Origin of the sequence: Bacillus sp. NTK074B (assembly GCF_017303375.1) — a bacterium.
Classification (GTDB): Bacteria; Bacillota; Bacilli; order Bacillales; family Bacillaceae_B; genus Rossellomorea.
The window spans coordinates 289244-302336 of the sequence record NZ_JAFKOH010000003.1 but is presented as its reverse complement, the minus strand read 5'-3'; the positions used below and the strand labels follow the sequence as shown (position 1 = coordinate 302336).

Annotated in this window: 11 protein-coding genes; 7 read left to right on the top strand and 4 right to left on the bottom strand. The window is 43.9% G+C overall.

Going from position 1 to position 13093, the window contains the following annotated elements:
* Positions 1-210 precede the first annotated feature (210 nt).
* On the top strand, positions 211-1392 hold the full coding sequence (gene megL / locus JI667_RS07540; RefSeq protein ID WP_206851663.1) for a methionine gamma-lyase: 1182 nt from the start codon (positions 211-213) through the stop codon (positions 1390-1392).
* Positions 1393-1441: 49 nt separating this feature from the next.
* On the opposite strand, the gene JI667_RS07535 is transcribed toward megL, so the two are convergent.
* Positions 1442-2083: a phosphatase PAP2 family protein gene (locus JI667_RS07535; RefSeq protein WP_206851662.1), complete on the bottom strand. Its 642-nt coding sequence runs from the start codon at positions 2081-2083 to the stop codon at positions 1442-1444.
* 191 nt (positions 2084-2274) lie between these two features.
* Positions 2275-2760, bottom strand: a complete 486-nt coding sequence (locus JI667_RS07530; RefSeq protein ID WP_206851871.1) for a GAF domain-containing protein — start codon at positions 2758-2760, stop codon at positions 2275-2277.
* Positions 2761-3040: 280 nt separating this feature from the next.
* Between JI667_RS07530 and refZ the strand changes: the two genes are divergently transcribed.
* Positions 3041-3694: a forespore capture DNA-binding protein RefZ gene (refZ, locus tag JI667_RS07525; protein ID WP_206851661.1), complete on the top strand. Its 654-nt coding sequence runs from the start codon at positions 3041-3043 to the stop codon at positions 3692-3694.
* 43 nt (positions 3695-3737) lie between these two features.
* On the opposite strand, the gene hisJ is transcribed toward refZ, so the two are convergent.
* Complete coding sequence (gene hisJ, locus JI667_RS07520) at positions 3738-4532, bottom strand: histidinol-phosphatase HisJ (protein ID WP_206851657.1); 795 nt, start codon at positions 4530-4532, stop codon at positions 3738-3740.
* 486 nt (positions 4533-5018) lie between these two features.
* Here hisJ and ezrA point away from each other — a divergent pair, with 486 nt between their 5' ends.
* Positions 5019-6713 carry a septation ring formation regulator EzrA gene (gene ezrA, locus JI667_RS07515; RefSeq protein ID WP_206851656.1) on the top strand — a complete coding sequence of 565 codons (1695 nt, stop codon included), beginning with the start codon at positions 5019-5021 and terminating at the stop codon, positions 6711-6713.
* Between the two features lie 58 nt (positions 6714-6771).
* On the opposite strand, the gene brnQ is transcribed toward ezrA, so the two are convergent.
* The gene (gene brnQ, locus JI667_RS07510; protein WP_206851653.1) at positions 6772-8112 is read right to left on the bottom strand and encodes a branched-chain amino acid transport system II carrier protein; all 1341 of its coding nucleotides are present in this window, start codon (positions 8110-8112) and stop codon (positions 6772-6774) included.
* 330 nt (positions 8113-8442) lie between these two features.
* Between brnQ and JI667_RS07505 the strand changes: the two genes are divergently transcribed.
* The 4 genes from JI667_RS07505 (at position 8443) to mbcS (ending at position 13009) form a co-directional block, all read left to right on the top strand.
* A complete protein-coding gene (locus JI667_RS07505; RefSeq protein ID WP_206851652.1) occupies positions 8443-9594 on the top strand; it encodes a cysteine desulfurase family protein in 1152 nt (383 codons plus the stop codon).
* Positions 9591-10802 carry a tRNA uracil 4-sulfurtransferase ThiI gene (gene thiI, locus JI667_RS07500; protein WP_206851651.1) on the top strand — a complete coding sequence of 404 codons (1212 nt, stop codon included), beginning with the start codon at positions 9591-9593 and terminating at the stop codon, positions 10800-10802. The genes JI667_RS07505 and thiI overlap by 4 nt, the downstream gene beginning before the upstream one ends.
* Positions 10803-10888: 86 nt before the next feature.
* Entirely contained in the window at positions 10889-11092 is a 204-nt protein-coding gene (locus JI667_RS07495) for an alpha/beta-type small acid-soluble spore protein (RefSeq protein ID WP_034765764.1), read from the top strand.
* 333 nt (positions 11093-11425) lie between these two features.
* Complete coding sequence (gene mbcS, locus JI667_RS07490) at positions 11426-13009, top strand: acyl-CoA synthetase MbcS (protein WP_206851650.1); 1584 nt, start codon at positions 11426-11428, stop codon at positions 13007-13009.
* The last annotated feature ends 84 nt before the right edge of the window (positions 13010-13093 follow it).

Below are 13093 nucleotides of genomic sequence, written 5' to 3'. Positions count from 1 at the left end.
CACCGCCAGCCCCGCGGAAAGCGAGCACCTGTAGCGGAAATCAACCAGCACCTCACTACATAAGAAACAATGTTGACTCTACAGGCTTCTTATACGTAAACCACAACTTTCTTTAGCACTTTAGTGTAACCGCTTTCTTTTTCCTCCCGGTTATCATATTCTAGAATAGTAGTTACTTAGACTTAAAGGGAATACTGGGAGGAATACTGAATGAAAGAAGAGAAACGTTTTGAAACACGGGTGATCCACGAGGGGTATCAATCGTCTCAACATTTTGATAGTTTAGCACCCCCTTTATACCAAACTTCTACTTATACCTTTGCAAATGCGAAACAAGGGGAAAATCGATTTGCAGGTGAAGAAGATGGATATATATACTCAAGACTGGGAAATCCGACAGTAGCGATATTGGAAGAACGAATGGCTTCATTGGAAGGTGGAGAGGCTGCCCTTGCATTCGGTTCCGGAATGGCGGCAGTGAGCGCGGTTCTGTTCTCACTCACCAAATCAGGCGATCATATTTTATGCTCTCAAGGGGTATATGGTTGTACGTTCGGCCTCCTTGAGCTCCTCCAAGAGAAATTTGCCATAAGGCATGATTTCTCTTCCATGGATACAGAAGAAGAGATCCGAGGCAAGATCACGGAAAACACCAGTTGCATTTATGTAGAAACCCCGATCAATCCGACCATGCAGCTCATTGATCTGGAGCTCGTTGTGAAGGTTGCAAAGGAGAAGGGCATTCCTGTCGTAGTGGATAATACATTCTGTTCTCCATATCTTCAACGTCCGCTTGAGCTGGGATGTGACATTGTCATCCACAGTGCAACGAAATACATCGGTGGACATGGGGACGTCGTTGCCGGCCTTGTCGTCGGTACACAGGAGAAAATGTCCGAAATCAGAATGACGACACAAAAGGATATCGGTGGAATCATTTCTCCATTCGATGCGTGGCTATTACTGAGGGGGTTAAAAACTCTGGCCGTTCGAATGGACCGTCACTGTGACAGTGCTGAAAAAATTGCCGGTCTTTTAGCCGAACATCCTTCTGTAGAAACCGTCATTTATCCGGGACATGAGAGTCATCCTCAGCACTTGGTCATGAAAAAACAAATGAAAAAACCGGGGGGAATGATCTCCTTTACGTTGAAAGGCTCAAAGGAAGAAGCGCAGAAATTCATGGATGATCTTGACATGATCAAGATCGCGGTCAGCCTGGGAGATGCAGAGACATTGATCCAGCATCCAGCCACCATGACTCATGCCGTCGTACCTGAAGAGTCGAGAAAGAGTATGGGAATCAATGATTCGCTTCTGAGGCTTTCGGTGGGACTTGAGGCACCGGAGGATATTTGGAGTGATCTTCTTCAGGCGTTGGATAAAGCCTAAGAAAAAACAGGGAGGACCCTCAAAAGGTTCCTTCCTGTTTTAGTTTGATTCAATCCTTCATATAAACTTGAGTGGATTTCTTTTCACTTACACTATATAGCTCGAAGATGATGCCGTAAATGAACGTGGTCAAGAAAATCGAGCTGACCATGTCGAGTACGAAGTGTTGTTTGACAAAGAGGGTCGATACAATGATCAACGATCCCATGATGGGCACAAAGACCGAGTGGAAACGGTGTTTATCTTGAATGTTGAAATTGCCCAGGACGATGGCGAAAGTCGTCAGGACATGGATGCTTGGAAACGCATTGTACGGCTGATCATGACTGTAGATCATCTGAACCAGGTCGAGAAACACTCCGCCGCCAGAAAGTTCCGGACGTGGGACCGTTGTTTGAAAATAAAAATAGATGACAAAACAAATCAACTCACCGATGACAATGATTCCGAGTGTTTTAAGGAACGTCTGGACATCTTTATACCAGAAATAGAAAAGGTATCCCAATATAAAGGCGTACCATAAAATATATGGCACAATAAACACCGGGACGAATGGGATCCACTCATCTAGTTGAGTGGATAAAGTGACTGCTTCACGGGTATCCGTATTTAATAACGTGTATATCAAGCCTAGTGCCGGCATCACCAATAAACATAATAAATAGGGTAAGTCTTTTTTCTTGGATTGCATGTTACACCTCTTTTTACCTGGATATTGTATGGGATTAAATTATGTTACGTTCTCATGTTCGTTACTCTTTTCCCTTTTTAGCAGGGAGAAAAACGTGAACTTTTTAACAAGTGCCCGAAATTCTTCCAGCACAAAAAAGCCCCGACGGAAATATCATCCTCCCGACAGGGCTTTGTCCCTATTATACAGTATTAAAGATGTCTTAAAAGCTCATCTGCAAAAATTTCCAAAAACTTCTGATCTTCTTCATCGAATCTTGCTTTCTCCGGACTATCGATATCGAGGACGCCGATCAGTTTCCCTTCTTTTACAAGAGGGATGACGATTTCCGATTCAGAGGCAGCGTCGCAGGCGATGTGACCCGGAAATTGATGGACATCCTCAATCCTCAGCGTCTTCTGATCGCTTGCAGCCGTACCGCAAACCCCTCTTCCTAAAGGAATCCTTACACAAGCAGGCAGTCCCTGGAAAGGTCCTAGTACGAGTTGATTGCTTTCTTCTTCATATAGATAAAACCCTACCCAATTGATGCGATCCATGAATTGGTTCAAGAGGGCGGAGGCATTGCTCAAGTTCGCGATCTGATTCGGCTCGCCTTCCAACAAAGCCCTTAACTGTTTTGTGACAAGACCAAAGCCCTGTTCCTTTGTACCTTGATATTTTTCTGCTTGAAACATCATAAACTCCCCCAATTCTACAGATTATGCGTTATTTCATGTCTAAGCGTTCCCATATAGCCTTCAGCAGAAAGATCCTGTCGAGAAATACTTAAAGGAAATCCATACGAAAACACGAATTCTTAGTGTAAACAATTTATAATAGAAACATCTATTGAACCATTTTTAGCATATTTCTTCATAACCTTCAATGATTTCGTTTTGTTCTGATGAAGTTTTATACAATATTTCTCGTCACTGATTTTTTCATTTGCCTACTATATTCGAAAGAAGGGGAAATATGAAAAAGCTAGATACCTCCAAGTCAACGAAAGAGTCCATTTTCAAGGCAGCTGTGTACCTTTTCTATGACCATGGTTTCGATGGGACGTCCGTCAGGGATATAGCGAAGAGGGCGAACGTGAATCCAGCTACCATTTCCTATTATTTCAAAGGCAAACAGGGTGTGTTGGAAGCGTGTTTCACCCATTTCTTCGAACCATATTTACGCTTTCTCCAGGAAGAGGTCGAAGCACTGAACTATGTCAGTGCGGATCTCTGCCTGAAGCGGGCGGTTTATAAAATATTGAAATTCCAAAGTGACCATCATCAACTGGCCCGTTTCATCTGGAGGGAGGTATCCATTGATTCACAGGTGGTCCGTGAAATCATTTCCTCCTACTTAATGAAAGAAAGGCACTATATGAAACGACTGTTTGAACAGGGAATGAAGGACCATGCCTTGAAGAAACAGCCCGTGAGCTTCCTTGTGATCCAGCTCAAATCCATGCTGACGATGCCGTTTCTCAACAGCCAGCAGTTAAGGGAAGTGTGGCAGATGTTTCCTCAGGAATACTACTTTATCGACCAATATTATAAAAACATTGATCAATGGATTGATCTCCTCCTCGTTTCGGAAGCAAAAGAGGTCATGAAGAAAGAGCTGATCATCTAAAAACAAAAAACTCTTCTCCGTCTGAAGGAGAGTTTTTTTCTTTTTAGATGTCCATCAAGGTCCGTCCCTGATCAAGCCCTTTTGCCTCATGGGCATCAGAACCGTAGACGGTCTTGATCCCTAATGCACGGGCCTCTTTCACGATATTCAGTGGAGGGTAGGACTCACCGCAATGGGGCTTAACAAATCCCGCCCCGTTATAGTCAAGCTCAAGACCTCTATCCGCCATTTCCCGGAGGATGGCGGAAATATCATCCGAAAACGAATGGGAGGCAGGAAACAGCTTCTGGAATTTCTTCACCAGAGTGATGTGACCGATTCTCTTCGGTTTATAAACACTTAAATCAGCCCTGATCGATTTCAAGACCGTCTTATAATACCGTGCATAAACCGCATCCACCGAACCGTAATCATCGACCATCGACCCAAACACATCGTGACTGAAGTCCAGACAATCCCACTTTCCATCATGCTGAAGGAAATGAACAGAAAGAATACCATCATCCATCCGTGGTCCGTAGGTTGACAGGAATTCCCTTGTTTCACTTTCGAATCCTTCAATATAATCAACCTCAAGACCCGAACGGATGAGGATCTGATCCTTATACTTCTCCTTAAGCATGTCCAATGTATCAAAGTACTCCGTAAGAAGGGACGGGTTCATCCCACTATCCTGATCGGGCGTCGTATCCGAGAACCCTTCAGGTAGCGGAGCATGCTCCGTAAACGTTATCGCACGATAATTTAATGACATCGCCCTCTCCACATACATCTCAAACGAATCCTTACTGCCATGTGGACAAAACGGCGTATGAACATGTCCATCAACCTTTGTCATGAGATTTCACTTCCTTTTGCTATAATAATCATTTGTGCTGTTAGAGAATGAACAGAATTGAAGTGAAACTTATAAGGAAAGTAAAAAATGTAAGATTAGTAGCCCCCGAAAAGATAAGTAATTTGAGACTAATAAGTTGATTGGAGTGGAAGGTGCTCGACTCCTGCGGGAAAAGCTGGACAGGTGAGACCCCACAGCCGAGGTGGCTCACCGCCAGCCCCGCGGAAAGCGAGCACCTGGCACGGAAATCAACCAGCACTCACTCATCCAAACGGTGTTGCAGAGCCAGCCCAATCAACACCAAACCCAATAATCCTATCCATTTCCCACTATTTTTGCTAAAATTGACGTTTTATCACTGAAAAATTAGAAATTAATAGTCAAAAAATGTCGTTAACATGGTATCATTATAACAATGACAAAATAGTAATGAAACATTCACATTCATATAGATGTCTAACTGAATAGTTGAACAGGGGGCTTAAGATGCAATACGTCATCGCTGGAATAATACTTATCTTAATCGTATTCCTAATCGGATTTATCTCTAGAAAAAAATATTACGCTGAAATTGATCGGTATGAAGCCTGGAAAATCGATATCATGAACAAGCCGGTTTCAGACGAACTTTCCAAAGTGAAACAACTGAATATGACGGGTCAGACTGAAGAATTGTTTGACGGCTGGAGACAGGGATGGGATGAGATTGTTGCGGTGCAGCTTCCTGATGTTGAAGAACTACTATTCGATGCAGAAGAGTACACCGATAAATTTCGCTTTAATAAAACCAAAGAGGTCCTCTCCAGAATCCATCAGGTTCTGACTGAAACCGAAGAAAAGATCGAACAGATCCTGAAAGAATTGAATGAACTGGTCGGCAGTGAAGAAAAGAACCGAGAAGAAATTCAGGCTCTTCAGGAAGAGTATCGAAACAGTAAGAAACAGCTCCTCGCCTATCGTCATACATACGGTCAAACCGCTAAACACATAGAAAATGTACTCGATAAGCTCTCTGAAAAAATCAATCAATTCAATGAACTGACTGAACAGGGGAATTATCTTGATGCACGGGAAATCGTGCTTAGCCTTGCAGAGGAAATGAAAGAGGTTTCCTACAAAATGGAGACGGTGCCGAAGCTGATCACCGATTGTGAAAACCTGTTGCCTTCCCAATTATCAGAACTAGAAGCGGGTTACATCGAGATGAAGGATCAGGGGTATACCCTTGATCATATCGAAGTGGATAAAGAAGTGGCCGCCTTAAAGGAAACCCTCCTGAACTTCAATAAGAACCTTGAAGAGTTAAAGGTTGTAGAAGTGGAAGCGGGTATACAGGAAATCAAGGTGAAGGTTGAAGACCTATATGATTTATTGGAAAAAGAAGTCCATGCCAAACATTTTGTCCAGCAGTACAGGGATCAAACGACTGAGGGGCTGATCAAGGCCAAGGAAGACAATGATGATATTCAATCGGAAGTCAGCATAGTGAAACAAGGTTACCATCTTCATGATGCTGACCTTAGCACTCCAAGGGAAATCGATAAGAAAATCATTCAGCTCTCAAAACGCCACGAAATGCTCATGAATAAAGAAGAAACGAATGCTGCTTCTTTTTCAAATTTAAGTGATGAGCTGAAGGACATCCGAAACGGTCTTGAAGAGCTGAATCAACAGCAGAGCGAGTTCTCACTCTATCTTCAGAATCTCCGGAAAGATGAACTGGCTACCAGGGAAAAAATTCAGCAGCTCAAGAAAAAGGTTGCAGAAGCAAGCCGGATGATTTCCAAGAGCAATGTACCTGGACTACCGGCGGATTACAAAGATCTTCTTGATGAAGTTCACCGGAAGATCGAGCAGGTGAATGCGAGCCTGACGGAAAAACCTTTGAATATGAAGTTCATTCAGGAGACACTGTTGGGTGCGGAAGATACCGTCGACCATTTCTATACGAAAACGGGGGACCTGGTTGAGAATGTCCTTCTATCGGAGAAAATCATTCAGTACGGAAACCGCTACCGCAGCAAGTACAACTCCGTACGTGAAGGACTCAAGACGGCTGAAGAAGCATTCCGTCAATATGATTATCGCAAAGCATTGGAAGAAGCGGCCACTACCATTGAGAAAGTCGAACCGGGTGCACTGAAGAAAATTGAGAAAATGATGGACCTAGAAGGAAAATGATAAAAAAGGACTGAAGCAGAATGTCACTCTGCTTCAGTCCTTTTTTTTTGCATTAGCGCTAGCTTGCTTCAATTATCCGTTTCGTTTGTCCGGCGAGGCTCGCGATGACGAAACCAATGATGGCTCCGATTATTGCGGGAATGAGCCAGCCGATCCCTTGAGTGTAGAATGGAAGGAATTCAAGTGATTGACTGACAGTTGTTACATCAACACCTGCCGTTTTGATTCCATCGATCAAACTGATCAACCCGGTTGGGATCAAGGCACCTACATATACGAGGGAGTAGCCGTTAAACCCGTTGTGCATGAATGATAGAAGAATCAGTACAATGGCTAATGGATAAATGAAAATCAATACCGGTAAAGATACAGCAATCAACTGAGTCAATCCGATATTGGCAATGATCATACTGAACAAAGAAATGATGATCACTAATTTCGGATAGGATACAGGAAGGATTTTTGCAAAATACTGAGAGCATGCAGAAACGAGTCCGACAGATGTTGTAATGCATGCAAACGTAATGGCAAGTCCAAGGATGATCGTCCCCATTGATCCGAATAAATGGCTCGCTGCGGCTGCCAGAATCGCTCCGCCGTTTGCCTGGGCACCGATGGAATCCGTGCTGCTTGCGCCAATATAGCTTAAGGATAAATAAACAAGAGCAAGTCCGACGGCCGCGATGAATCCAGCGATGATCGTGATCCGAGTCAGACTGGATTTACTGGTAACACCCCGGTCTTTAATCGAATTGATGACCACAATTCCGAACACAAGAGCAGCAATCGTATCCATCGTAAGATACCCATCAATGAACCCTTTGAATAGTGGACCGTCCTGATAAGATTCGTGCGGTGTACCAAATTCGCCCATCGGACTGATGATGCTTTTGACCACTAAGATTGTCAGGATGACAATAAGAGATGGTGTTAATATTTTTCCGATTCTGTCTACGAGCTTCGATGGATTCATGGCAAGCCAAGCCGTCAATCCAAAGAAAATGATCGTATAAATGAGTAAAGCAAGACCATATTTCGCTGTCTCTTCCGGTAGAAAGGGGATGACCCCGATTTCATACGCGACAGTCCCGGTACGCGGTATTCCGAAGAACGGTCCGATCGCCAAGTACATAACAATTGTAAAGATAAGTCCGAAAAGAGGATGTACCCGGTTGGCAAGGGTTTGAAGGTCACCTCCGGATTTAGCGATGGCGATGACGCCGAGTAAAGGTAGTCCTACCCCGGTTATTAGAAAGCCGAGGATTCCGGTCCATACATGTTCTCCAGCCTGCTGCCCCAGAAATGGCGGGAAAATCATATTTCCTGCACCAAGAAAAAGGGCGAAGAGCATTAATCCGATCGTTAAGATCTGGCTGAATGATAGCGCTTTCTCGTTCATATATACCCCTCCGTTTGTAATCGTTGTCATAAGCAAAAAATATCTTATCATAAGTTTGTAGAAAAATGTCGAAAAACTAAATAGTCTTACAATTTAGTATATTTAAATAACTTATGTTTTTATTTCCTTTTAGATTCTCGCAAAAATTCTGTCATTTTTCAATAATAATTTTTGGAAATTCAAAAAAATTTCCGGAATTCCTAAGTATAATATGTTTTTAGTATAATTTATCCAAGGGTAAAAATGAATTTCATTTGGGATAGGGACGATTTATGGTAAGATTAATGATTGAGTATTAAAGTCAGCGTCATTCAAAAGAAGGTGTACATCTTGATATACTTTGATAATAGTGCCACAACAAAGCCATATAAGGAAGTTCTGGACACATTTCTGAAAGTAAATGAAACGTACTATGCCAATCCGTCTTCCATCCATTCATTCGGCGGGCGGGTGGAAAAATTAGTTCAACAATCCAGGGAGCAGGTGGCTTCCCTACTTGGTATAAAAACGAAAGAGGTATTTTTCACTTCCGGCGGAACAGAATCCAATAACCTGGCGATTAAAGGAACGGCTCTGCAATACGGTCATAGAGGCAAACACATCATCACAACTAAGATTGAGCATCCTTCCGTCCTGAATGCTTTTAAGCAATTGGAAGCGTTCGGATTCAGGGCAACGTACCTCGATGTGGATGACCGGGGCAAGGTCCGTCCCTCCGATGTGAAGGAGGCCGTACAGGATGATACGATCCTTGTTTCGGTCATGCAGGTGAATAATGAAATCGGCAGCGTCCAGCCCATAAGGGAAATCGCCATGATTCTAAAAGAGCATCCAAAGGTTCTCTTTCATGTCGATGCTGTTCAGGCATGCGGCAAGGTCCCCCTTATTTTAGACGAAAAGCTCATCGACTTATGCAGCCTTTCCGCCCATAAAATCCATGGCATTAAAGGAACCGGTATGCTGTATGTGAGGGACGGACTTGAACTGTCCCCGATTCTTTCAGGCGGTGAGCAAGAAGGGAACCTCAGGAGCGGGACGGAAAACACAGGTGGTATCGTCTCGTTTGCGAAGGCGCTCAGGATCCATCTGGCAGAAAGTAAGCAGAAGCTGGATATAATGATGGGGAATCAGCAGTTTTTAAGAAGCAGGCTGAAGGAAATCGACGGTGTGACCATTCACACCCCGGTAGAGGATCATGCACCACATATTTTAAATTTTTCTGTCATGGACTTTAAAGGCGAAGTGCTCATCCATGCACTGGATCGCCATGGAGTATACGTCTCGACAACAAGCGCATGCTCATCCAAGCAAAGTAAGCCAAGTCAGACCCTCTTATCCATGGGAGTGCCGGACAACCTTGCCGGTAATTCGATCCGTATCAGCCTGTCGTTCCATAATACAATGGAAGAATGCAGAGAATTTATCGCATTACTCAAAAATGAAATAGATTTATTACACCACACAATGAGGAGATCAAGATGAAATATAATCGCATACTCGTAAGATACGGTGAAATTTCAACTAAAGGACGCAACCGTAAGATGTTCACAGCCAAGCTCCGTGAAAATATTCTGCAGGCACTGAAAGATTTTCCGACGATTTCAGTGTCAGCGAGCAGAGATCGCCTTCATATTCAATTGGGAGACGAAAACGGGGAGGAAATCATTCCGAGACTACAGAAGATTTTCGGGATCCAATCATTCAGCCCCGTTGTGAAAGTTCCTCAGGACATCGAGGAAATCAAGAAAGCGGGACTGTCCCTTGTCGAAAAGAGTTTCTCCCAAGGGAAAACCTTTAAAGTTTCTGCCCGGAGAGCGGATAAAAAGTTTGAACTCGATACAAATGAATTGAATTATGAAGTGGGATCCTACATCCTCCGCAATCTGGACGGGCTAAAGGTCGATGTAAAAAAACCAGATATCCAACTTAATGTAGAAGTGCGAAAAGAGGGAGTCTATCTTTCCTCTGAAATTTATCAGGGATCCACGGGGATGCCGGTCGGGGCGAGCGGGAAAGCGATGCTCATGCTTTCAGGAGGCATCGACAGCCCGGTAGCCGGTTACCTTACAATGAAAAGAGGTGTGGAAATCGAAGCCGTCCATTTCCACAGCCCGCCGTTTACAAGTGAACGAGCAAAGCAGAAGGTCATCGATCTTTCGAAGAAACTGTCTGCCTTCAGCGGAAAAGTCAAGCTGCATATCGTTCCTTTCACAAAAGTACAGCAAACGATCCATGATCAGGTTCCTGAAAATTACACGATGACATCAACGAGACGAATGATGCTCCGGATTGCAGACGCGATTCGTGAGAAGCACGAAGGACGTGCCCTGATCACCGGGGAAAGCCTTGGGCAGGTGGCAAGCCAGACCCTTGAAAGCATGGAGGCGATCAACGCGGTCACCAACACACCGGTGTTACGGCCGCTCATCGCCATGGACAAATTGGAAATCATCGATATCGCCCAAAAAATCGATACCCATGACATTTCCATTCTTCCATATGAAGATTGCTGTACCATCTTCACGCCACCGGCTCCAAAAACAAGACCGAAAAAAGAAAAAGTGGAGTATTACGAAAGCTTCGTTGATTTCGAAACCCTTCTAAAAGAAGCCGTAGACGGGATTGAAACAATCACAATCGATGGTTGCACAGGATCAGAGTCAGAAAAAACCTTTGACGAATTACTCTAAAAATTTAGGATAATTTACCAAAGTAATTCCTTGTATGAAGCCATGTGTTTTTACACAATCTATATTCAACAAGGAGGTGAAAACACATGGCAAACAACAGTTCAAATCAATTAGTAGCTCCAGGAGCTCAACAAGCAATCGACCAAATGAAATACGAAATCGCTTCTGAATTCGGAGTTCAACTTGGTCCAGATGCAACAGCACGCGCTAACGGTTCTGTAGGTGGTGAAATCACTAAACGTTTAGTTCAAATGGCTGAACAACAAATCGGTGGCGGATACTCAAAATAATTAAATACAATGGCTACAAAGGAGCGGGTTTCCCCGCTCCTTTTCTATTTTTTGAGAAATAAACGGTTTTATTATAAGAGGTGAGCGGTAGTTGATTTCCGCTCCAGCTATTCAGGGAGACGAGCACCTGCAGCGAGAATGAACAGAGGTGTCACAAATCAACAAAAATACGTATAAATCATTAATTTATTTTGAAATTATTTCGTTATGTCCCAACCTGATTGTCGATATCCCTCACAATTTGTCGCCAACGAATATAACCAAATAATTTAAAAAATTTAAATTATTTTGTATAATAGAGAAGTAGTACCGACAAACAAGGGGGAGTCAGACGTGAATAGGGAAGAATTGATAGCACCGGAAAAGTACAATTTGGTAGAAGAAGTAGAGAAGTTTGCAAGTGATCAAGAGAAGCTTGCGATCAAATGGGAGAATGAAGAAGGAAGCAAAGAAAACATTACATACACGCAATTATTGAAAGATGTAAATAAAATTGGAAACGTTTTCTTCAAAGAAGGCCTTGAAAAAGGGGATGTCATCCTTGTCATGGTTCCACGCCTGATCGAGGCTTATGCCGTATATCTTGCTGCACTAAAATCGGGACTCGTGGTCATACCGAGTTCAGAGATGCTGCGGACGAAAGATCTTGAATACCGCATCGACCATGGGGATGTAAAGGGAATCGTGGCATATTCACCATTTGTCGAGCAGTTTGAAAACGTGAGGGGGATGGAAAAGCTCAAGAAGTTCGTCGTGGGTGAAAAGCAGGAAGGCTGGACTGCGATTCAAGAAGAAATGAAATCCGCTTCGGACAAGTTGGCATTTGCCGACACGAAACGTGATGACATGGCATTCCTTTCCTACACATCAGGAACGACGGGTAATCCAAAAGGGGTTGTTCACACACACGGTTGGGCGTATGCTCACTTAAGAACAGCAGCCCGGGAATGGTTATGCATCGAAGAAGGGGACACCGTATGGGCGACGGCTGGCCCTGGCTGGCAGAAGTGGATTTGGAGTCCATTCCTGTCTGTCCTGGGTTCAGGTGCGACAGGTCTTGTGTATCAAGGGAAGTTCGATCCAAATAAGTACCTTCAGATGCTTGAAGATAACCTCGTCAACGTACTGTGCTGCACCCCGACAGAGTACCGCCTGATGGCCAAGGTGGATAACCTGGGAACGTATAAGCTGGATCATCTTCACAGCGCCGTATCGGCAGGAGAGCCGTTGAACAGGGAAGTCATCGATGCGTTCCAGAGACACTTTGAAATCGAAGTCCGTGACGGCTATGGACAAACAGAAAATACACTTCTCGTGGGAATCATGAAAGGCATGGAACTGAAACCGGGATCCATGGGGAAACCGACACCTGGAAATCGGGTCGAAATCATCAACGAGGAAGGCTATCCATGTGAAGCAGGAGAAGTGGGCGACATTGCCGTGCACGTTGAAACACCTGCCCTATTCAAAAATTATTATAAAGATCCTGAACGGACAGCCATGCAGTTCAGGGGAGATTACTATATTACAGGGGATAAAGCCAAGAAGGATGAAGACGGCTACTTCTGGTTCGAAGGCCGAGGCGATGACATCATCATCAGCTCCGGATACACGATCGGACCGTTCGAAGTTGAAGATGCCCTGGTCAAACATCCATCGGTTCAGGAGTGTGCGGTCGTAGGAAGTCCTGATGAAGTCCGGGGATTGATCGTAAAGGCCTTTGTTGTATTGCGTGAAGATGTGGATCAGGAGGATCCGGAACTGATTCCTGCCCTTCAGCAGCATGTTAAGGATCTCACAGCTCCTTACAAATATCCGCGTAAGATTGAATTTGTAAAAGAACTGCCGAAAACAACATCAGGGAAGATCAGAAGAATCGAACTGAGACAAAAAGAATTCAGTTCAGTGAAAAACTGATCACGGATAGGGAGCCTATAAGGCTCTCTATTTTTTATGGCTTTTCTATTTCAGAATTTTTCTATAATATGATACATTTGAGAA